We start from the raw sequence: 22,880 nt of genomic DNA on the forward strand, positions 1-22,880 counted from the left end.
CCAGAAGAGCCATATTTCTTTAAGATTGCTTCTAAATTATTTCTTCTAAAACTAAAAAAGACTGCCCTCTCAGACAGTCTTGTTCACTACTTCCTGCCCTGCGTTCCCCTGTGAATCCTCCTTACTTCCCGCGGCCGCCGTGGTCTGCCCCTCCGCGACACCCTCGGTGCTCTCCTTCATAAACAGGATCCAAGTTTTTTCGGCGAGATGCCAACCACAATATATTGTGATGTGCGCCTCGTTTTCTTCTATATATAGAAAGCCAACGTTTTACAGAAGGATGCCCAAAAGTGCTCTAAGCCCAATAGACAAAGGGTTTTCGGACTGTTACCCTGATATGTGTGGAGGGTAACGTTTTACAGAGAGATGCCGAGGGCGACCGGACGACAATTTCAGTGGATTTTCCCTCCGTGAACTGCAGAATTTTCCTTACCGCCCGTCACCTGCCCCAAGGCGCAAAAAAAAGACCGCCTCCGCCAGCAGTTCTGGCAAAAAGCAGTCATATGTATCCCTTCATTTATTCAGTTTTCAACACATCCGGCATCTCCGTATAAAACGTTACCCTACTCGGAATATTGGCCGATATGCGCTTCTGATTTTCCCAAAAATCCGGCATCTCCCGTAAAACGTTACCCCTCTGAAAAAAATCCGGAAGCAGCACATAATTCGGGTATGTTCAACTTGAAATCGCCGCACATATCCGATAATCTGAGGCGCATATCCAATAATTTGGCACACATACCGGTTAATCACCTACATATTCCGCGAGAATGATCTACATATCTGGCTGGAAATGAAAAATATACAAAAAAAGAAGCCCACTCTGCCACTATTCCACTCACATATCTCTATGTCAGTAGAACAGCCGCAAGGTGAGCTAATAAACTCGTTATCATGCTTTATGTTTTTTTTATCATTCTCGCGATCCAGTTTCGATAATTAGGCTTGGATAAATAGCATCTTTTGCCAGCTTCAACCACTTTCCGATACGTATCTTGCCAGCTAAATACTCAGGATCCATAGCCCCATGCAAATGATTTGATATACGGCCTTTTCTTCCCCATTCATCAGCATAGAAGCAGAAATCATCAACGGTCTCTTCATCGAAGCCTGAATAATCAATGTTACGCCCCAGATACATCAAGCACATCAGGTCGTGCCGTTTGTGTTCTGACATATCGGAAATATACCGTAAAATGCTTCCATACGGTTCGCCACAGGATGGATCACGGTCCAGGTTATAACGAAAGCTATCCATTTCGATCAGTCTTTCGATCTCGGATTCTTTGAGTTCAAACCATTTAATACGTCGTGCTGCTTTCGATCGCAATTCACATTTTTTCATACACCTTCATCCCCATATACAGATCGGCTAGATACTGATAGAAGCCCACAGGCTCGGTTCTCAAATACCGTTCCCCGTCGAAGTCCTCCATCAGCTGATCGATGGCCTCGTTCATCTCCCTGGTTAGCTTCTCCTCATAGCCGCGTGAGCTGCTTTTATACCAGTCCAGTGCTGCGTTCAGAAGCTCTGCCAACGCCGGAAAGTCTATCTCGGTACTGATCGGTGTCCAATCCTTTACAGCGATCACCCTTGGATTGATTATCCTTCCCAGTTCTGTCCTACTCACATGGTCTGATATGTACTGCGTAGTGATCAGCGCTATAACGGTCTCAAAGGGCTCGAATCCGTAGTTCTTCATATGTACGGCCCCTTTCGGAAGATTTTTTCACGGGTCAGGATAAAGCGGAATTCTGCACATTGCAAGAGGGAGGGGCAGATTTAACAAAAAAGAGGCCCACCCTGCAACTATTCCGCTGACAGGGTATATGTCACTGGAACAGCCGCAAAGTGGGCTGGGTTTTACAATCAGCTCAGTTGCTGAAACATGAATATGCAGTTTTCATCATAGTTCGGCTTTAGCCTCTTATGCAGTTCATCTTCCGACGCACTGTCCAGCCGCAAGAAACCATATTCACCGTATCTTTTGATGAGACGTTCAAAAGGCAAAGCGAAAATATAAATGATTTTCACACCAATACTCTTGGCCGCTTCTTCAATCGTTGGAACGATAAAATCGTTGAAAATAATCAGTCCCGTACCACGCATTTCCTTATGCTTTTGAAGGTACGTATTGTTTACTGCAAAGTTTGCTACTTCCACTCCTGGAATCGTATCGAATGTCGTTTCACCTTCTGTGTGGACTTCGTTTACGGAAATAAGGCCAGCCTTAAGAGAAAAATAGCCCACCAATTCAGATGAAAAATTATCTCTTACCACATAGGTTCGCATGGTACCTGCATCTTCTTCGGGAAATGCCATAAATCGAAGATAATTCATAAGTCCCTGCCCATGCTGATCCTTAACGGTAAAATTCAAGATATCCTGTTCATCATGCTCCGAAACTCCTAAATGGTTGCAATAGAACAGATCATTTTGCAGTATTCCCTTGAGCAATTTCTCTCTTCCTCACTTCGACATTTTCTTTGACTAAGCGTCTGCTTTCAGAACGCATTTTCTCTCGGTCCGGCGCAGGAGAATTAAGAATCTGCTTGAAAATCGCCACGCCAAGATCCCGTGGAAGATTGGTCATGCTCGGCTTGTTATATCTGGAAATCTCAGCCATGTCTACACCTCCAATCGCATCTATGCCAACCAGATAAGTATAATACACCTATCTTAAGATAAGTATAAGCCCAAAGCCCTGAAAAATCAAGGCTTAAAGCGTTTCCAGGGCTTGAAAATTCTGTGAACACAGGGCTTTGGCTTTGCGTTCAAACGATCAGAACCCTTCCGATGATCACGATTATTATAGAAATGGGTGGAAGGAAGCTTTCCGTAGGCCGATCACATTCCTATCCTACGCTTCTGTACTCCCGGTTCTCACTATCTCGCTCTTTCTCGACAATTCTGCATTGCGCTCCTTCGCCGGGAATACATGTGTGCACCCCTGCCCGGTTCTCGCCCATTTTCTTTTTGAATCCTTTTCCTCTACTACATTTCTGGGTATCAGGTGATGCCAGCAGAGAAAGCATCGTAGTTTTCTGTCTCGTCTTCGCGGCAATACACCGCGAACTCAATCACATGGAAGAATTGCTTGTAATCCGCAATCGCATCTCGGTATGCCCTGGAAACGATAATCGGATCATTCGCAAAGGCACCACAGCCGAACGCACCGAGAATCATGGCATCGACTCCATTTGACGCCGCTATATGCATGATATGCTTAGCCCGCTTCAGATGGAGCTGATAAAGTCCATCATCCGATATTGAAACCGTCCTTCCGTATTCCGGGTTGTGAACATTCCCCGGACGCCTGCGGAGGTTCGGCGCAGCACAGCTGATCACATCCACTGTCGCCCAATCGCTCTCATCCATCCTCTCAGGGAAAGAATCATCGTTTTTGCAGATGACTACGCCCGGAGAATAGATGCATGCGTCGGTGTGAAGATTATTCTGAGCATCACGATTCTTCTGATAATAACACTGCCAAAGCCAGTTCTGGTTCAGGGTTGGATACAGGGTTGAACAGCGACATAGACTTTCCTCCTGTGCACTGCTACCCGTTTTCACTCCTCCGCCAGGATTTGTGGCTGAAGCGAAATTCAATACAGCGATTTTCCAATCTGGATGTTCCTTATGGATCAGCATCGCGGCTTCGAATGTTTTATGCTTTGAAACTGCAACAGTTCCTTCCAAGTCCGCTTGTTTCGTAATTGCGGGGTAATCGTCCGCCTCATACAGTTTTGTTGCTTTCCTGGCATCCTGTAGCGCTTTAGCAAGAGCCGCGTTTTGTGCATAAAACCGCTGTGTATCATCAAATATCTCAATCAATCTTTGACGTCTGTCCATTCTGTTTCCCCCTCTATTCCAACATGATCACATCATGGAATAGGAATCGAATTTTCCCATCCTGTTTTTCGGTATGCCAATGTCCGCAATACAAAGCGTTATACTCCGTAGCATCCACAATCTCCTGCAGGAAATACTCCATAGTGTTGTCCACAGTTCGTTCATCAACACCGGAGATAAACATTTCAACCGGCCGATGATCATAAGGACAGGTGTGCGCAAGAATAATATCCTCCCGATTTCCGTGTGCAATCATGTTGTTCCGTATTGCTTCCATCTCCGCTGTCGTCAGCTGTTCATCAGGGAACCAAAGATATCCCCGCTGCAGCCGATAGTACTTGTCAACAGAATAAGCGCCGCCGATCACAAGGAAATCCCTGCCGTTAATATGATACCTTGCGCCATCCGCCGCCATGATAAAACGCGGATAAGTATCTTCTATATAGGCTGTATCGCCCATCCATTGGACCGGCTGATATAGCGCTGCCACCTTCGGACTGGTTGGCCGCAGCTCATGGTTTCCATGAATACATAGGATCGTCGCTGGAATCATTGCCAGCATGTCCTTGCTTCGCAAATCTTTCCGGCCAGCATAATAGTTTATGCTCACATCCCCCAGAATAATCAGGAGGTCACGATCTGTTATGCCGTACCGTACAGCCTTGGCGATCAGATCACTAAAATCCGCATGAGTATCGCCAGTCAAATAAATATGATCAAAATCGTGCATAAATTCCCTCACCCTTGCCTTTATTATTTTGCTGATTTAACCTCAATAAATGGCGGATGCTCCAGTTGCTTCTTTATTGCCTCAAGAAATCTGATTTCCTGTTCTGAGTAACTGGATTCAAACCCAGCAATGCTAAACCAATCCGGATCATTAAGCAAAGCCTCAACAACCCCATCAAAGGTGTGTGCATGCCCGCTGTAGTCCTTATCCCTCGTTTTCTTGTTGTTGTAAGGGTAATACAGCCCAGTCCTGGCAAACTCTGAAGCAACATAGAGAAGGTCGCCCTCCTCGTCGTCGCGGTCCGGGAATCGTACTCTCCAGCATTTCTTGTCATGATCAAAAAATGGGCAACCGGTACGTCTATAAAGTTCATTCGTCTTTTCACTCAACATTTTGTTTTACCTCTTTTCCTTAATCATCTTCCGATATTCTCTCATCAAATATTTCATCTACATACCGTTCATAGGTAGAGATCGAATCCGGATAGAGTGGTTTGTATCGGTCGCAAATCTGATGATAGAGCATCTCCATAGGCTCTTTTGTATTAACTCTGAATTGCAGTTAATTCAAGCAACTGCTGGTATAATTATCCGAATCGTTACAATCTTCTGCCAGTTCTCCGGCACGGACACAACATACCCCAAAGTTTTGCACATAGCAATAAAAAAATTGCCCGCCGGGCATATTTCTGCTCAGCGGGCAAACATATGTCTATGAGATTGCAGCATTGATTACGCAGCCTCTTTCATAATCAGTTCAAGTTCATCCTCGTGGATGACCACACGGACAATCTCCCTGTTAAACCGGGCTTCGTCCATCACGCTCCATTCGAGGGCTTCCCGGATCTCCTCAATCAGTTCCTCCTCCCGGATGATTCTGCATTTACAGCCGTTTCCCCTCCGGCCCTTTTGCCGTTCGGAGCAGTTCCAGACCTTGTAGTAGGTTCCATCCCTGCCGGTCAGGGTCCTGCGTTTAAAAATAGCACCACATTCTCCACAGATGACTTTTCCGTAGAGAAAGTGATGCTCCGTGCAGTGCTTCGCGCCGTTTTCCATATCTGTTCCGGCCCGCTCCAGTTTCGCTTTTACTTTTTCCCATACCTCCCGGCTGATGATTCCCTCGTGGTCATCCCGCAGGTAGTAATCAGGCGCATGCTCATTGGGATCAGGTTTATGGGTAATGTAGTCTTTGGGCGGATTCTTTTGAAGATGCTTGTCTCCCACATACGTCTCGTTTCCGAGGATGTAGCGTATGCCAGGTGCATTGAACGGTTTTCCCATCAGCGTCTTCGCGCCCTTTTCGTTTAGGGCTCTTGCAATGCCGTGGAAAGTTTCACCTTCAATATACATATTGAAGATTTCGCGTATGATCCACGCATCCCTGTTCGGTACCAGCTTTCCTTCCTTATTCGTATCGTAGCCAAGGATGCGGTTGTTGCCCAGATTGAATTTTCCCCTTGAAAACCGCTCATGGTACCCCATAGCTACGTTCTTGCTGATTGAGTGGCTTTCGTCCTGGCTCACCGCGCCGATCAGCGCCAGGGCAAAATTGCTGGACGGATCATCCGTTCGGATGTGCTCACGTTCAAAGAAAATCACAATCCCTTTCTCCCGGAGCATGTCAACGTACCGCTGACAGTCACCGACATTTCTCGCAAACCGGCTGATGCTCTTCACATAAAGAACATCGAACTTTTTCTCATCTGCATCTGCTATCATCTGCTGAAACCCAGGACGATGCTTGTAACTGGTGCCGCTCTTGCCCTTATCAGAATAGATGCCTGCAAATTCGTATTCCGGATTGCTCTCTATCATCTTCTTGTAGACAGTGTACTGAGTTTCATACGATTCTTCCTGCAGATTCGTTGAAACCCGGCAATATGCCGCTGCCCGCTTCTTTCTGACCGGCTGTTTGGGGTCGATTCTTCTGATAATCATTCAGCTTCCTCCTTCTTTGAGATTCTTGTAACGGAAGCGCCCCTGTTGGCTTCCTTCAGCTTACGCTCATGAATGCTTTTAGGCCTAGCTGGGACATATTCGCCGCTTATGATTCGATCCAAGAACTGTTTGTAAAGTTCCGCCACATGGACCGGCTCCTCAGTTCCTCGGCTATCGACGGGCAGCGGAACCACAGACTGAAGTCCATACTGCCAATCAATATGCACCGTCCAGGAGTACACTGTCTTTTCTGTGGCAGGTCCCTTTTTGTGCTTCTGCATCGTTGTGCCTGTTTCATAACTGAAAGAGATCTTTTTCACCATATCATCGAGAAAAGCATATTCTATGCTCTCCGGAGCCCCGCGCATCTTCCATTCTCTCATGCGCTTCGCCTGCTCAGTGTAATTGGTCACACCCGTAAGATCGAGCGAAGCAAATGCCTGCTTCAGGGCCTCATCCAGCATCCAGGTTTTCACTGAAAACCTCTGGCAGCCGTCGTCCCCAAAACAGCAGACTGCTTTTTTCTCCTTCTGTACATGCATCTGCCTTGTTACCATCGGCTTCCCACAGAATGGGCAGATGATCTTCGTATCTACGTATGGATAGCGTGTAATCTCTCCTCGTGGTGCCCTTAATTCAAGGATTCTCTGCACCTGATTAAAGGTTCTCTTGCTCACAATCGCATCATGGTGGTTACGGACATAGTAGCTGGGAACCTCGGTTTCATCGTTAGGGATACATTTATGCGAGATGTGATCTGTCGATATCCATTTCTGCAATTTCATATCCCCAATATACTTCTCATTCATGAGGATTCCCTGAATACATGTCGTAGTCCAGGTTTTTCCGCGAGGAGAAGGAATCATTTCCTTGTTCAGCGCCTCTACAAGTTGTGTAATCGTTATCCCGGTTCGATAATCTTCGAAAATGCGTTTAACAACAGCAGCCTCTTCCGCCTGAATTACGATATTGTCGTCCTTATCCTTTTTGTAGCCATAAGTGGCACTCCACCTGGCCTCGCCGGTCTCATAGCGTTTTCGAATGCCCCATTTAAGGTTTTCCGAAATACTGCGGCTTTCCTCCTGCGCAAAAGCTGCAAGCACGGTCAAAAGCATTTCGCTCATAACAGAAGAGGTATCAATCGCCTCTTTCTCAAAAATCACATTGACTCCGATGTCTTTCAGTTTTCTGACATACTGCAAGCATTCAACAGTATTGCGGGCAAATCGACTGATGCTCTTGGTCATGATACAGTCGATCTTACCGTCTTCTGCGTCACGGATCATCTGCAGAAACTGTGTGCGTTTTCGTACGGAAGTGCCCGTGATGCCTTCATCTGCATACACGCCTGCCAGGATCATTCCCGGAGTCTCGTTAATCTTTTTCTTGAATCCCTCCATCTGAGACTCCAGGCTGAGCTGCTGGCAATCCAGCGCTGTCGATACCCGGCAATAGCATGCTGTCCTGATCAGTCTGCTCTTTCCGGCAGAAGAAGGTCTCAGTTTAATCTTCTTTACGTTTTCTTCCATCTACCTTTCCTCCTCCAGGTAAAATCACGCCATTCGCGTTCTTCTTTCTCTCTGCTTGAGATGCTTCCAACGCTTCCTGGCCAATCTTCCAGCTCTCATCAGCGACAAATTCTTTTTCCTCAGGTGTCAGAAAACGCCGCCAGCATTTGTAATGACTGTTTTTGAAAGCACTGAGCCGCCTCACTCGATCGAAAACCTCACGAGTCACAATTGGTTCATGATGGCCTTCCAGATAATAGCTTGGGCGCTGACCGTCATTCGGCTTTGATTTCCCATTAATGACATACCTTTTTCCTGTCAGCACATCGCCCTTGAAGGCTTCATGCCGCAACATGCGATAGACTCTCGATGGAGTCCACTTTGTGTCCGTTCCTTCTGCCTTCTCCATTTCATTAAGCGCAGCGCTGATTTCTTCTCCGTTATGAACTCCTGCCGCCATCCGGAATGCAAGCCGGATTCGTTTAGCTTCTTCCTCCATAATCCCCCAATCTGCATCCTTATTCAGCCTGCGATATCCATACGGAGGCTGTCCTGTTGGGTGTCCTGTTGCATGGCGGAGTTCAAATCCCAGCCTGACATTCTCTCCGTAAGACCTGCTTTCCTCCTGCGCAATGATGCCAAGAATGTGAAGAAGGAGTTCCGTGCTGCGGTCCATGGTGTTAAGGCATTCCCTTTCAAAATAGACACAAACCCCAAGGCTTCTGAGTTTTTGCACTACCTCTACCAGGTCGGCAATGTTACGGGCAAAGCGTGAAACTGATTTTGTGTAGATCACCTCGATCTTTCCCGCTTCACAATCCCTGATCATTTTCTGAAATTCAGGACGTTTTTCTGCAAACCGACCGCTCTTTCCATAATCCCCGTAGCAACCGACAAACTCAAGTTCCGGATCTTCTTTGATCATGTTAATGAAGTACTCTTTTTGCAGAATAAAGGATCCTTCCTGTTCTTCCCTGTCGGTGCTTGTCCGCACATAACAAGCGGCTTTTGTCTTTGCCATAATTTGCTCCTTTCTGGCGGTTCCCCGGAGTGCTTTCCGGTAAGAACACCGGCGTTTTGGTAGTGCTATTCATCACTCTAAAAGCCACACATATGAAGTCTGTAAATTGATAAATCTCAAAGAAAATCCACCAGAATACTTGACTGGAAGCAGCCATTCTTCTGGTGGATAGTGACAAATTCAGATTCAGCAAGAAAGAAGGAGCCAGTATTTCATCGCCCCCTCCGTTGGTTCTTACAGCTTCGTTGTGTAGGACAGCTTGATCCATCCGTTACGATTCTGCGCATACGCTTTCAGCAAGCCCCAGCCATCCTGCTCATCCACAATCGTATAGACGCCCGGCTCGATATAGCCGTAGCTGTCGTAAGATGTGGACGGACCTTTCCGGTAGTTCAGATCACTGATGGTGATCCGTACCAGGTAAGAAGCGAATGCAGTTTCCGGATACAACTGATTGCCGTTGTCATCAAACGTGGCATAGCCGGGATTCGCATCCACACAGTTCTTGGCATTCTGGAATACCGTGAAGGCTCCAATCTGGCTGGACTTCTCCGCCCAGGACTTCCGCACACGGTAATACTTTGTGACTGCTGGATCAGGCTGTGTCGGTGTAATCACCGCAGTTCCCGGATTCCAGGAAGACTTCACTTTTACGCCCAGCGTCACGTTCGTTGCTGTGTGATGACCGTCATTGAGGAGGATGTCCCCCGGCAGGAGGTAATCGCCACCAGTCAGATACTTGCTGTCGGTAAGCAGCTGGAATCCCGCCTTTGTGAGAGCAGAGCGCATATTGCCGGTGTAAGTCCCGGTATGGTTCTGCAGTGCCGGGATACCCAGAAGATGACCAGCCGCTGTCACGTTGGCACACACGCCAGCGGAACAGTCCGCTTCACAGGCAACCGTAATTTTAGACGGCTCCCAGCCCAAAGCTTTGAGCTGAGCAAGGTAGGTGCGGTTCTGACTCTGGTCATAGCCGACCTTATCGTTCAGGGCGGCATCGATAGCAAGCAGCGCATTCTTCAGCGCCACCTTCTGGTCCGGATACCGGAGCACACAGGACCAGGGGCGGTTATACCAGGAGCGCATCTGCCATTCCTTTCCGGTCTGATCTCCTGCCTGTCCGCCGGTGTAAGAGCCGTTCTCATCCGATCCGGAATTGCTGATATAATGGGTTTCTGTCGAGTTAATATACCTGGCGTACTTCTCTTCCAGGACAACCGGCTTATCCTCCTCTGCAGGAGCGGTGGCCACAGCTTTAGCGTACTTGTCATAGTACTTCTGCCCGTATCCCGCTCTCTTGATCTGCACCGCTTCACTCTGATCCGCCGGACGCTCAAACTTAGTGAGCACTGCATCTGACGCAGCACGAACAGAGGTCGCGGAAACCAACGCCTCCAGTGCGGAGGTATAACCACCAGTCAGCTCTTTCCAGAGGAATTCGAGCTGAATCTGCAGATCTCCGATGCTCTTTCCCTGGCTTCTTGCATACTCCAGGAGTGCCTTCTTCCGACTGTAATACGTCCACTGGGCGAGCCCATATCCGTATCCATCATGGATGAAGGTGTCATCACCGTACAATCCGGCATCGAACGCAGCGGTAAACTCTGCATCCGTCATCTCCAGAGCCTTATTACCGTTGTTCTGCAGATTCTGCGGATTCAATGCGCTCTCTGCATACAGGTTTCCCATGAGACCGGCTACGCCAAAAGTATTGTTGATCTTCTCCATGAAGAAATCCCAGATCGCCTGCTCTGTGGCAATGGTCGACTGGGAGACAGGAGACGTATCATGCGAGGCGTATGCCTTCTCCAGTGTCGCTTTGGTCGCTGGACTATAGATACCGTCAACTGTTAAGCCCTTATCTTTCTGGAATGCCTTCACTGCTGCCAGCGTATTATTTCCAAAGTTGCCATCTGCACCTGTAGCGCCACAGCTGTAGCCGCAGGCAATCAACATCGTCTGCATTGTCTTGACCGCTTCCCCGGCGCTGCCCTTGGTGAGATTGCTATCGGCAACAGATGTGGACACAGCAGAATCATCCCCGGCCAGCAATGCCGCCACATCGTTACGGACGTTCTCCATAGTTTTACCGTACTTCCGGCTCCAATGCTGAACGTCACCATGGTTCGATCCTAAGCCGAGGGCATGGCTGCCGGTATGATCAATGATCGTCGGAACCGTCACACCGTTGCAAACGGTCGTTCCCTTCGGGTCAATACCGAACATCTTGCAAAGGTAAGCCGTCATCTCACAGGCTTCCTTGTAACAGGCTTCCCAGTAAGATTTATCGTTCAGCCCATCCTCACAGATCTCAAACTGGATGTGGGTATTGTTGCAGGAGCCGTTATTACCGGAACCGCATCCCCACGGACGATAATCCCAGGGCATGGTCTGTACCGCTGCCACAGTCCCATCCGCCAGCTTGCCGATCCAAAAATTCAAGCCTGCTTCCCGCTCAATATGATTCCAGTCGTTCCCGTACTGGTTCTTGCCCAGAAGATTCAGCAGTTCAGAACGATTGGCAGCATTATCATCCGGCTGTACATACCGCTTCAGCCATGGATTATTCGCGCCGGTCGAATGCCACAGAACGCCCTTCGGAGTAAACTTCCGAGTTCCCTTATAGCAGGTGCTCTGCGTCATCATACAAACCAGCGGCTTGTTCTTATCGTTATACTTCATCAGGTTCTCCTTTCTCCCGCACTCCTGCGGGGCTTAAGGCCATAAAGAAAGCACCGTCTTTTGAACGATGCCTCTAACATCCCTCTATCTTTCCACGGACAGTACCCGTCCGTTTGACAACCGGGATCTGTTATTTTTCTGCAGAAATGAAAAAAGCACCGCCGTTAAGCGATGCTCAGTCTGTTTTCTTAAAGCTTGATCTTCTCTCCGGTGATGATGTTCACCACCGTGGTGCCCTTCCCGAATGCGGCTTCCATCTCCGTCCGTTCCTCTGCCGTTGTTCTATGGCTCCGGCGGTAGTTTCCGAGGAATTCGGTTGTCTGTGCCTTCCGCTTTGCTGCGGTTGCTTCTTCAGAAAAGAAATCCGCTCCGGCGAAGATCAGCTTCTCGACCACATCGGCTGGAAGGTAGCTGCCGTTGTTCTTCCACTTGGCTGCGCCGTCTTCGTCGACCTCGATGTTGTCCCGCTGCGCCAGGAGCCTTGCGGCTTCCTCGTGTGCGTTCTTCTGCCAGAAGGCTCCAAGCTCTCCGTTCCATTCCCTTGCAAATCTCGTCATCGTCGTATCCTCCTTGATGTGTTTTCCCTTTCGGTGTGTACATATATACTACGAAACTAACCCCAGCCTTTGAGGTACGTCTATATACGCTCTACAGGCAAAAACAGTCAAGAGATATTTTTAAAGACCATGTTTTACGAAAAATGGGTGCAAAAAGTTAACCTTAACCATTTGCAAGGTTACGGTTTACCATGTAAGATAAATTTCAGAGAGATGCTTAAGCGGGTACAAGCTTAAATCCCAGTTTGGTGGCTTCGGATTTCAACTTCTGCTTACGTCTCTCTTCTTGATTTTTCTTTGTTTGCTCATAATGCTCCTCGGAGTATTCCTCTCCACTCGTTAAGAGATTCCAGATAATAACAAGCAACTTCCGTGCAACAGCGATCAATGCCTTTTTGATTCCTCTGCGTGCTTTGAGCCGGTAAAACCAGTCCCGTAAGAAGAAATTCTTGCACCGTGTAGCCGCCCACGCACATTGCACCATCACGCTTTTAATTCTTGGATTTCCCTTCGTGAGGCGTGCTGTTTTCTTCTTTTTGGCACTTTCGTTATCTCCCGGACATAACCCAGCCCATTTGACGAGATGTCCTGCAGTTGGAAACATGGAAAGATCTGTCCCAAGTTCGGAAATAATAATCGTACTCGCACGTCTTTGAACTGCCGGAATGGTTTCAAGCAACTCTAAAGCAGGTTCGTATTTTCCAGCGTATTCGGATATGCGGTTTTCGACCTCTTCAATCTCCGAATCGCAGTTTTCTTTTACCTTTACAAGATTCTTGAGAAAAAGTCGATCGTGATCGGATAGCTGCCCGGCCACAGCAAGCTGAACATCTTCCATCTTATTCCGGAGAGTACCTTTCAAACATTCATCAACATCTGATGCCGTTAACTTTCCTTTTTCACAAAGCCTTTTTATCAACTGAATTCCGCTGACTCCGAAGATATCCGTAAGAATCGTTGAAAGTTTAAACCCGCACTGTTGCAGATATTTTTCAATCCGGTTTTTATGTCCGACCATTTCTTTTATCAGGATATCCCGGTAGCGTGTCCAGTCTCGCAGCTCTCGGATTTTTTTGGGTGGGATATAACTTGGTGCCAGGAGACCGGCCCTCAGGAGTGTTGCAATCCAGTGAGCATCTTTTATATCGGTCTTCTTGCCGGGTACATTTTTCATATGGTGCGGATTGGCGACAATGATTTTGACATTTTTCTGCTCGTCGTCATCGTAGAGAATTGATTCCAGCACGTTATAAATCGGAAACCAATAGACTCCGGTGCTTTCCATCGCCACATGTCGACAGTTGTTCTCAATGATCCATTTCTTGAATTCATCAAGACCATTGAGCAGTGTTGGAAATTCACGGATTTCAGGTTCTGGCTCTTCATCCAGTCTGCCTTTCAGCAGGCAGGCAACAAGAACTTCCTTGTGAACGTCCAGGCCACAACAGATGTCCAGAAGATTTTGCATAGACGGTCCTCCCTTCAAATGTGTAATTGACAGGGCGGATGTACTCCGGTGATATTGAATTATACTACGCGTGCTATTCCTGAAATGCATAGGCAGATCAGGGCGACATGTTCCTGTGCTCCAGAATACATCGAACCATGATCACTCACGATTTCTGAGAATCAGATGTATGTCGATCTTGCCCTGTATTTTCAGTATAGCGGATAAGGGCCACAGTTTCATTCCTACCTGTGAAAATCCATTTCATTGGTGATCACTCTGTTGGGAGATATTATCAAGTCAATTCTGAGGCATATAATGCACAATTATCTGCAAGGGAAAATGGTCGTATTACTGCTGTTTCCTGGCGTTTTTCCCATTCTCGTAGAGGATGAAGGTACCGTCCGTCAGGCAGAGCCAATCGTTCTTGATAGCCCTGACCTCAACAACGGCTTCGGCATCCAGCACCTTCAGCTTGGCTGCAGACAGAGAGGGAGCCTTGCGGACGTTCATCTTGCGGAGTAGGGTGTAGATCTCAGGCTTCCGTTCCTCCGCCACAACTGTTTCTTCGACAGCTTCCTCAGTAGGAGCGACAGTGCCCTGGTAGACACACTTGCCGTCGCAGAACACCTCCGCGCCTTCCGTATCAGCCAGCTTCTTTGCAGCAGTCAGGCTCTTCAGTTCCTTCAATTCTTCTCCGTCCTTTATGACGGTATAAGTCTTATTCGCCATTTGTACCTCCTCCAGCCCATAATGGCTGTGCTTCAATGCCATGATCCCGGCAAATTGCCGACACCTCTTCATGGCTCAGTATTCTTCTAATCCGTATACGATTGGAGATGATCCAGGGGAATGGCTGCTGGACTTTCGTCCTGAAATAATACCAGTCAGCAGGAAGGGATCTTTTCCCTCCCTTACCGACCTGCTCCTCTTTTCCGGTCACTTCGCATTCACACCAGACCGTATCCGGTCGCTGGACCAGACGATCGCCCTGACGCTTTCCGATCCAGTCCGTAAACGGAACCTCCGTAGAATGAAAACCAGGGCGAAGAGAAAGCGGACCGAGCCTGCTCTTCACATGACCCGCGTCCGCCAGTTCTCCGACTTTCGCCTCCACCCACACCCCCTGTGGCATCTCCTGCTTTGTATCCACAAAGAGCGGATACAGCTTTCCGCCCCTCAGACGGAACAGCTTATACGTCACCATTCTTGATCCGGGCGATCAGGGCCTCGCCTGCGCCGGTCACAATGGCATTGATATCCACGTTGGCGGCCTTCAGCACACCGATACCGCTATCGGACATCTTGGCCAGCGTTCCCTCCAGTAGCTTCTTCCCAAGCACGGTGATCTCCTCCTGGGTGAGCTTCCCATCAGCACTGGCTGCTTTCAGGTCATCGACCACAGTCTGCTGCAGCTCATAGACTGTCTGCTCCGCCGCCGTGGTCAGTTCGCCAACTGCCGCGTTGATCGTTTTCAGCTGCTGGCTCTTTCCGATCTGAGTGACAAGCCATGCTCCGGCCACGCCGATCAGGGTAATGGCCAAGTTGGCAAGGACGCTCACGATGGTTTCGATAATGACAGTATTCATAGTGTTCTCCTTCCTGCCCGTTGGGCAAATCAAATCTTGTGTTCCCGGCTGAGTTCCTGATAAAGATCGCGGACATACCGGGTATCCGCTTTCACCACACCGTTGCTGACAGCATGAGTGGAACAGTAGACCTCATATTCATCGGCAAGCGCGAGAATATGGTTCCACTCCTCCGCATCGTGGTGAATATCGGCACGGCATTCCCGTGCAAAGGTCAGGATGCTCTGTCTGTGGCTGCTGATCCAGATATCCGTGATATGTTTCTGCAGATCGGCTACCTGCTTATGCAGCTCACCCTGCGTTTTCTTTCCGATCCATCCGAAGATACGATCCCACGGGTTTAGCTTCAGCGGACTGATCTGAATCAGGGACAGAAGCAAGATAAGCGCCGTAAGTGCCCACCCTGCCAATTCCCCGCTCGTGATCTTCTGAAACACTTCAGTAATCGTCATAGGGTTCTCCTTCCTGCCGCGATGGGCATAAAAAATGACAGGATCACTCCTGCCTGCAAATGGTTTATATACACACCCCGCTGCCTGTGCGCATCAGGTGCGGGATGGGGTCTTATAGAAGCAAAGTTTCAAGGAATGCTACAAACCTCGGCGCAAGTATGGCGTGACCGTTCTCGTCCGGATGACATCCGCCGCCGTCGTCTCTTGTATAGAACAGTTCACGAAAAGCAGCCTCCCACGGGCGCAGATTACTGCAATGGTAAAGGTCGAGGCACGGGATGCTCCTCCGTCTGCAAATCTCAACAATCGCATCGGAATACAGCGCCATATTGTTATTGGGATTTGAAGGGTTGCTGTTTGCCCAGGGACAAGGTGTCACGATGCCCAGGGGCTTGCCCGGAAACAGCTCATTATAACGATCAATCGTGGTATTAACGCATCCACAGAGAGTATCGGTTCCTGTGTCCGTGACCTCTCCAAGATCAGTCGCCAGATCGTTGCCGCTTCCATAGAAGGTGACCACGTCCGTATCTTCCGGGATTCTGTCAAGCAGCTGATAAAATGCCTTGTTATCCTCCCAGCGCCGCTTATAGCCGGAACCGGAAGACCCGAGATTGACTACTGTGATGCCTGTCTTCTCCGCCACATAATCATGATAGTTCTTCGTAGCACGGATGTTATGCTCCGTATGGCTATCTCCGATGGTGGCCCACTTCTTTCCATCCCACTTGAAGAACTCGCCTGTCAGCGTGCCCGTGATATTTCCAGACACATTTCCATCGATACTGCCCTCAAAAGTGCCACTGAAGTTGCCCACAAAACCGCTACGGGTCATGCGCTTTACAAAACCAGTCAGGGTCGTGGGCATATAAGAGATTCTCAGGTAAGCGGCCCTGAGCGGAACAACAATCTTTCCATCAAATTCCGTTACAGGAGCGCCAACCTCTGAGACCAGCTTATCGATCATCTTTTCGTTGGCGTCGTAAAACACATAGACACAGTTGTTATAATGGCTGCAGGCAATGATGTGAAGCGGTTCCATCGGAGTAACGGGAATCATCTCCGAAACCTTATAATTATCACTGGGACGGACTAGGTCAGTAGGCACACCGGTTGACGCAGGAAGCACTTTGCTGCTGATGATTTCAAACTCCACATTTTCCTCTGTGTAGCTGTAATCATCGGAAATAAGCTCTTCCGAAGCGTGATCAAATGCCGCTTGCGCCTTTTCATTCAGGTATTCATAATCCTCCAAGAGCTCCCCAGTCAGCCTGTCCGTTGGGAAGATGAGCTTATTTACCACAGCTATCTTTCCAACGAACGTCGCTCCTTCAATCCAAGCGATCCTGAGCTTTGCGGCATTGATAGGGGCAACGACCAGTTTGTCGTAGATCTTCACAGGAGCCACTGTCGTGGTTTCAAGCTGCCCGGCCAGAAGATGGTCATTCTCGTCATAGAATGCGTAGAGCATCTTGTTGTAGTAGCCGCTTGCCGTAATACTATAGATATCACCCGGCTCGACTTCCACCGCATCAGATACGCGATACGCAGCTGTAAGGGTCTGCGCAATCGTAATCGCTCCGGTTTTCTCAATGACCGCGCATTCCGTGTATCCGTACTCGCAGGCTTCCGCTTCAACACCTTCTGCTGTTGCGAGGGCATTGCAAAGAGCGTCGTAATTTGTGATCACCCGCTTTGTAACGGCGCGGATATGCTCTCCAAGGTTTTCATGGACTACATTATCCGTATCCACGCGGGCGTCCAGAACTTCCGTATCGGTTGTCGCTCCACCAACGATGCTGTCCATCCGAGCGGTCAGGGCAGCGCTGGTTGTGTTAAATGACTGCTTTGCCAGGTTCATCTCAGTCAGAGCGTCATCGGTCACCTGATCCACATGAGACCTGGTATTTGCATTGTCCTGGGCAATGGTCTGCTCCGTCGCATCATTATCAGCCCTGATCGTTGCTTCCGTCGCATCATTATCCTCCAGGACCTGCCGAAGTGTTTCCGTCAACTGATCGGACACATTTTGGAGCTGCTGGCTGTAATCGCTGCTCTTCGCCCAAAAGGCGGTATCCGTAATGGCCGTTCCGGCAGGAACCTGCCGCTTTGCCATATAGCTGTCACCAGTTTCCGCATGGAGCACTACGGACAGCATTTCATACTCCTTGGTCTGTACCCACTCGCCGCAGGGCAGTGGGACGATCCGTTTTCCTACATATTTCGCCATGAAAAATCTCCTCTCTTGAATTCATCTTTACCGGTGTTATCTGACAAGATGAACTCAAGGAGGAGACATAGCGTAGGGTCTTATTCTACAAGGGAGTACCCCCCCCCCGCTTTAGTTCGCTAAAGTATCGCATCGTATTTCCTTTCTCCGCCGCAGGCGGATTACAGCGCCTCAATCTCGGCATCCAGTGCCTGCACTCGTAGCCGATACCAGTCGAGGATCTGGCTGAGGTTATTCGTATTCGTTCCGGGAATCAGAGGCCACCGTTCCACTTCCTTGTTCTGGATCGCACGAGGGATGTCCACCATGAAGTTCTCAAAGGTAAAGGCCACATTCTCCTCGCTCATTACACCGGCGCGGAGTTCCGCATACCGGGCTTTCAGCAGAGGACGCTTGTACTTGCGGAGCAAATACATCAGCTGATGCCCGTTGGCATAACTTTTGACTGTCGGGCTCATTGTTGCTTTGTTGTAGTACTTGCCTGTCCAATGATTGCCGAACACAGAGTCCATGTCGTAAGCTGTGAAGAACCATTTCACACCATCGTAGGTACTGATGATATAGTTCTTGTCGGTCATATCACTTCCGCCCAGAAGGCACACAAAGAGGTAATAGTCAACGGCGCTGTCAAGGTCAACTTTGTCTGCCAAAGCATCTACCGCCTCCTCACTGTCTGCCGCAAGGCAAGCGTCAATAAGGTTATTAAGGCTGTCAACTGCCCACTGGAAGTCCTCTTCATCAGGAACATACTTATAGGAGAAGTCTGATTCATCCACGATAGCATGACCCTTAAACTGGGTAGAAGTCGCGTGCGTATCTGCACAAAATACAGCCTGCGGAAGCAATGTTTCCTCGCCAGTCTCCGGATCAACCGTGCTTTCACCGATGCCAAAGAGATCTTCATCCTTCGGAGTATTGAGGGTATAAAGGCCATAGAACTCGCCATTGAGAAGCATGATGCAGGGGAAACCGTCTATAGCACCACCATTTGGATATGGATACAGTCTCTCGTTTCTCACTGTTCTGCTCTTTACGATCTGCCCCCACAGTCTTGCACAGACAATATTGCGAGCGTGTGAGAAGTCAATATAGTTGGCTTTCAGAACATATTTCTTCCTTTGACCCCATCCTTCTTTTGCCTCAAATTTCTGGTCAAACTTAACCGTGAAATTTTTCTTTGGATAGGAAAGCGATGAGCCGCCCTGCCATTTCATCGTGCAGGAACCGGAAAGGTCGCCATAGATATAATCAAACTTACCTGTTACATCCTTCGTCACCTCTTCCATAGAACCAGTCAGCTTCAGGACAGGAAGTCCAAAAGCCTCATAGTCCAAATCCTTAGTTCCTGAGGAATCCGCCATCATTTCGTTTTCACCGTAGATACCTTCCAGAACATAAAAGTGGAAAACATGGTGACTGAATACTTCATGGCCTGTGAGTTGGAGCGTCGCCTGAATATAACCGTCCTCTTCCGGAGTAATGAACCCGTAGCGTTTATTCCGTACATGGAAGTAGTGCACGCTTCCATCCTGCCTCATTGCAGTCATAGCCGGATAATTTACGAAATAAACCTGAAACATGGCTTCAGGATCTTCATCCGTGATTAGCACTGTGTAAGTTTTTCCGGCCTCCATAAAGAACGGCTCCGAATAGCGAAACGTTGGCATTCCGACCTCGCTGCCCAAATCACCATCCAAAACTGCCCCCGCTCGATCATGGGCTCCAACGGGCGCAGCTTTGATGGAGTACGTTCCCGTTGCTTCCGACTGAGCCCTGCTCCCACATGTTACAAGGTTCTTCCTTCGCACCCAGTCCTTCACACGAACCATATCCGAGACCGAATCCGCAATCTGAGTTCCACTTGCCATGCCCATGAACTCAGAACGGTCAAAGCGCCCTTTCACCACATAGGCATGAATTTCCTGATGATTCAGAATGGCATTCGAGGCATACAGGCCGACGCGATAACTGCCGCCGGTATCAGGAATCAGATAGGAAAACGGCTCACTCCGGACGCTGATGCCCCGGTTTACACCACCCTGCTGCAGCGCCACTCCTGACGGAGTATAGAAATACATGGAATAAGCTACCGACTGATCAGAAGAATCCAAGAAAACCGTATAGGTCTCCCCAGCCTCCAGGTCAAAGTAATCGGACATCTGGATGACGCTGTGTCCTTCCGCTGCGCTCAGAGTACCGTTTACAACGCAGCCAGCAGGATCGTTCCTTCCAATCGGCACACAGGTGAGAACGACTTCTCCACTTATATTTTTCTTTTCCAGCGGCATCATTTTGATCAGATTTCGCGCCCGGATCGCATCACAAATCGACTGCGCCTTAATGCTGTGAGAATTGAAGCTTTCTGCATCGGTTTCTGTCCGTCTGGCTTCTTCAGCTAGTTCCTCCCGGAGCACTCCCGCCGCCTCTTCCAGATTTCTTGCCGTCACCACACCTACAATATCTTTCAGAGCCTTCTGCCCCTTTACCAGGTAAACATGGATCTTTTGGGCTTCAAAGCTCATATCCCTGGGAACACGGATGCGAAGGAAGACTGCATCACTGGTATCAGGGACAAAACTCCCGTAAGGCATCGTCACCGCATTGAAGTTCACCGCCTGTCCGTTCATCGTGATTGTGGTGCTGTCAGTGGCCTTTCCGAACCACATCTGATAATCCAAGGATTTGTCGCTGTCCATATAGAACGTATACGCTTCTCCTGCTTCAAGTTCGATGGCTTCTGACAGAATGACATTGTTTTTCTCTACTGCCGGACCGAGAACGCCATTCAAAACCATTCCCGCATTATCAAGGCGATTCATTGGAGTACAGGAAAATAGCTTCTCGTCATCTGCGCTCCATGCATTATTAAGCCTTGAGATAACCAGGTTCTCTTTCAGAACTTCTGGCTGCACAAGCGCCATCGAGAGTAAAGTCTCCTTGTATTCTTCAAACGTAATGCCGGAACGAATGTCCTGAAGAGTGTAATGCCCTTTCAGAACAATGAGACGGAGGGGATGATCGACAAAAGTACCGTCGTGGCAATAAATACCCGCCCGGTATTCGCCGCCCTCGTCCGGGGTGATATACCACAGAGGATAATTGATCACGCTCCTGCCAAGATTGACACCGTCCTGCTGCATCGCACCACCGCCGCGTTTGTAGAAATAGATTGAATAGTCTACGGTCTGCTTCTGGTCAAGGGCAAAGATGGTATATTCCTGTCCGGCTTCAAAAGAAGCAAAATCCGAAAAGTAATGTGTTGTTCTCTGGATGGAATCACCGATATACCCGTTAAAAGTAACCATGGTCTTATCCGCGTCCGCGTCGCCGGTGCTGGTAATATAGATGTCTCCCTTCGTGTCGTAGGAAACTCTCGTCACCATGGAGAGGAGGCTCTGCTTACGTATCTCATCCCGTACCATGACTTCCGTTGCGATATTGGCAGAAGAAATGGCTTCTTTTCGTCGTCCTTCTTCATATCCCATATGCGAACGGATTTGTTCAAGTGGGACTGCGCCTTTCAGCAGATAAACCCTGAGCGGCTGCTCTTCAAAATCGATTACATAGTTGGAATGGATTCTCACATGGTAGGTCTGGTCATCTGGTACGACAAACTGTCCATATGGGTTCTCCTCCATATGGAAATATAAAACGACATCGTTGATTCGCATACCAGCACCTGCCGCATTGGCAAGAAGAATGCTGTAGATTTTTCCTGTACCGCCATCATCCGCATAGAGCGTATAGGTTTCTCCCTGTTCCAGTTCAAGGTCCTCGCTCAATCTCAGTATTGTCGATCCTGTTCCAAGAGACCCATTGATAATAATTGCCCCAGGATCAAAGTAACCGGCTTTCCGACCTTCGATCACTACATCGCCATCGCCATTTCTGGCTACACCGCTCCGCATCCGGATGATATTTTTCTCCCGAGCAAGATCCGAAACGTTTCCTAACGCTGTGAGTTCTTCCCTCATCTCGGAATAAGGAATGTAGGTCAGGAAATCAGAATCGGTGTACGTTCCTTCAAGCACATACAGTCTGAATTTGTAATCTTCAAAATTTGATCCATGGCTGTACAGACCAGCCACATAATCTCCCGATTCATCAGGAACAAAAGTTTGCACGGAGCAGTACAGCATGCTGAAAGATCGGTTTGAACCGTTTTCCCTCATAACCCCGCCGGAAACACCATAGAAGTAGATATTGGCATTCCCGGTTCTCTTCAAATCATCGAGGAACAGGGTGTAGGTTTTTCCTGCTTCGAGGGTAAGGGGCTCTGTGAATCTCAGTGTGTTTGCTCCGTAATCTTCGCCAAGCACACCGTTGACCACCGCTCTGGCCTCATCCGATTTCCCAATGGAGGAAACCCTGCAGATAGTAACACCGCCTGTTCCATTTACAGATGAATCCTTGACCTGGATAAGATTCTTCTGCCTGATCTCATCGGGAACAGATACCAGCACCTCACCGTAATCGAAGATGTTCTGAATATCCTCATCTGCTTTACGGATATGCTCACCGAGGTTAGCGTGGATTGTACCGTCCGCATCCGTCCTAGCATCGAGGATTTCCGTATCAGTGGTTGCCTGACCTGCGATACCGTTCATCCGTGCTGTCAGAGCTGCGTTGGTGTCGTTGATATTGGATACTGCCTCTTCCATATCGGCAAGAGACCGCGCCACTGCCTGATCCACATGCTGTTTAGTTGCCGTATTGTCATCCTTAACAGCCTGTTCCGTGGCGTCATTATCCTGCCGGATCGCCTGCTCTGTTGCATCGTTATCCTGACGGATAGCAGCCAGCGTATTGGCATTGTTCTGCGTGATCTGATTCTGCCGTTCCTCGAACTCTTCTCCCATATCCGCGATCTGCTG

General features: G+C 48.8%; 19 protein-coding genes. All 19 read right to left on the bottom strand.

Features of this window, described 5'->3' with window-relative positions:
* Positions 1 to 913: 913 nt before the first annotated feature.
* Positions 914 to 1,345 (bottom strand): DUF3775 domain-containing protein, encoded by a 432-nt coding sequence (locus G4C92_RS01805; RefSeq protein ID WP_274940922.1) that lies wholly within the window; start codon positions 1,343 to 1,345, stop codon positions 914 to 916.
* Positions 1,332 to 1,703 carry a hypothetical protein gene (locus G4C92_RS01810; RefSeq protein WP_274940923.1) on the bottom strand — a complete coding sequence of 124 codons (372 nt, stop codon included), beginning with the start codon at positions 1,701 to 1,703 and terminating at the stop codon, positions 1,332 to 1,334. Before G4C92_RS01810 ends, G4C92_RS01805 begins: the two co-directional genes overlap by 14 nt.
* Before the next feature lie 167 nt (positions 1,704 to 1,870).
* Positions 1,871 to 2,458, bottom strand: a complete 588-nt coding sequence (locus G4C92_RS01815) for a hypothetical protein (RefSeq protein ID WP_274940924.1) — start codon at positions 2,456 to 2,458, stop codon at positions 1,871 to 1,873.
* Positions 2,433 to 2,627 (bottom strand): hypothetical protein, encoded by a 195-nt coding sequence (locus G4C92_RS01820; RefSeq protein ID WP_274940925.1) that lies wholly within the window; start codon positions 2,625 to 2,627, stop codon positions 2,433 to 2,435. The genes G4C92_RS01815 and G4C92_RS01820 overlap by 26 nt, the downstream gene beginning before the upstream one ends.
* 383 nt (positions 2,628 to 3,010) lie before the next feature.
* Positions 3,011 to 3,853, bottom strand: coding sequence for a TIGR02452 family protein (locus tag G4C92_RS01825; RefSeq protein WP_274940926.1), 843 nt, complete (start codon positions 3,851 to 3,853; stop codon positions 3,011 to 3,013).
* Between the two features lie 13 nt (positions 3,854 to 3,866).
* The gene (locus G4C92_RS01830) at positions 3,867 to 4,583 is read right to left on the bottom strand and encodes a metallophosphoesterase (protein ID WP_274940927.1); all 717 of its coding nucleotides are present in this window, start codon (positions 4,581 to 4,583) and stop codon (positions 3,867 to 3,869) included.
* Between the two features lie 23 nt (positions 4,584 to 4,606).
* Positions 4,607 to 4,975: a hypothetical protein gene (locus G4C92_RS01835; RefSeq protein ID WP_274940928.1), complete on the bottom strand. Its 369-nt coding sequence runs from the start codon at positions 4,973 to 4,975 to the stop codon at positions 4,607 to 4,609.
* Between the two features lie 339 nt (positions 4,976 to 5,314).
* Positions 5,315 to 6,520, bottom strand: a complete 1,206-nt coding sequence (locus G4C92_RS01840; protein WP_274940929.1) for a recombinase family protein — start codon at positions 6,518 to 6,520, stop codon at positions 5,315 to 5,317.
* Complete coding sequence (locus G4C92_RS01845) at positions 6,517 to 8,049, bottom strand: recombinase family protein (RefSeq protein ID WP_274940930.1); 1,533 nt, start codon at positions 8,047 to 8,049, stop codon at positions 6,517 to 6,519. The genes G4C92_RS01840 and G4C92_RS01845 overlap by 4 nt, the downstream gene beginning before the upstream one ends.
* Positions 8,024 to 9,049: a recombinase family protein gene (locus G4C92_RS01850; protein ID WP_274940931.1), complete on the bottom strand. Its 1,026-nt coding sequence runs from the start codon at positions 9,047 to 9,049 to the stop codon at positions 8,024 to 8,026. Before G4C92_RS01850 ends, G4C92_RS01845 begins: the two co-directional genes overlap by 26 nt.
* Before the next feature lie 234 nt (positions 9,050 to 9,283).
* A complete protein-coding gene (locus G4C92_RS01855) occupies positions 9,284 to 11,731 on the bottom strand; it encodes a phage tail tip lysozyme (RefSeq protein WP_274940932.1) in 2,448 nt (815 codons plus the stop codon).
* Positions 11,732 to 11,919: 188 nt separating this feature from the next.
* Positions 11,920 to 12,288 carry a hypothetical protein gene (locus G4C92_RS01860; protein ID WP_274940933.1) on the bottom strand — a complete coding sequence of 123 codons (369 nt, stop codon included), beginning with the start codon at positions 12,286 to 12,288 and terminating at the stop codon, positions 11,920 to 11,922.
* 217 nt (positions 12,289 to 12,505) lie between these two features.
* Positions 12,506 to 13,756 (bottom strand): IS110 family RNA-guided transposase, encoded by a 1,251-nt coding sequence (locus G4C92_RS01865; RefSeq protein WP_274942037.1) that lies wholly within the window; start codon positions 13,754 to 13,756, stop codon positions 12,506 to 12,508.
* A 330-nt stretch (positions 13,757 to 14,086) separates the two neighbouring features.
* A complete protein-coding gene (locus tag G4C92_RS01870; RefSeq protein ID WP_274940934.1) occupies positions 14,087 to 14,467 on the bottom strand; it encodes a hypothetical protein in 381 nt (126 codons plus the stop codon).
* A complete protein-coding gene (locus G4C92_RS01875; protein WP_274940935.1) occupies positions 14,457 to 14,942 on the bottom strand; it encodes a hypothetical protein in 486 nt (161 codons plus the stop codon). The genes G4C92_RS01870 and G4C92_RS01875 overlap by 11 nt, the downstream gene beginning before the upstream one ends.
* The gene (locus G4C92_RS01880; RefSeq protein ID WP_274940936.1) at positions 14,929 to 15,324 is read right to left on the bottom strand and encodes a hypothetical protein; all 396 of its coding nucleotides are present in this window, start codon (positions 15,322 to 15,324) and stop codon (positions 14,929 to 14,931) included. The genes G4C92_RS01875 and G4C92_RS01880 overlap by 14 nt, the downstream gene beginning before the upstream one ends.
* Positions 15,325 to 15,353: 29 nt before the next feature.
* Complete coding sequence (locus G4C92_RS01885) at positions 15,354 to 15,776, bottom strand: hypothetical protein (RefSeq protein ID WP_274940937.1); 423 nt, start codon at positions 15,774 to 15,776, stop codon at positions 15,354 to 15,356.
* 112 nt (positions 15,777 to 15,888) lie between these two features.
* Positions 15,889 to 18,006 (bottom strand): SGNH/GDSL hydrolase family protein, encoded by a 2,118-nt coding sequence (locus tag G4C92_RS01890; RefSeq protein WP_274940938.1) that lies wholly within the window; start codon positions 18,004 to 18,006, stop codon positions 15,889 to 15,891.
* Between the two features lie 161 nt (positions 18,007 to 18,167).
* On the bottom strand, positions 18,168 to 22,178 hold the full coding sequence (locus G4C92_RS01895) for a CotH kinase family protein (RefSeq protein WP_408611787.1): 4,011 nt from the start codon (positions 22,176 to 22,178) through the stop codon (positions 18,168 to 18,170).
* Between the last annotated feature and the right edge of the window lie 702 nt (positions 22,179 to 22,880).

The organism is Chordicoccus furentiruminis (assembly GCF_019355395.1).
In the GTDB taxonomy this organism is placed as follows: domain Bacteria; phylum Bacillota; class Clostridia; order Lachnospirales; family Lachnospiraceae; genus Chordicoccus; species Chordicoccus furentiruminis.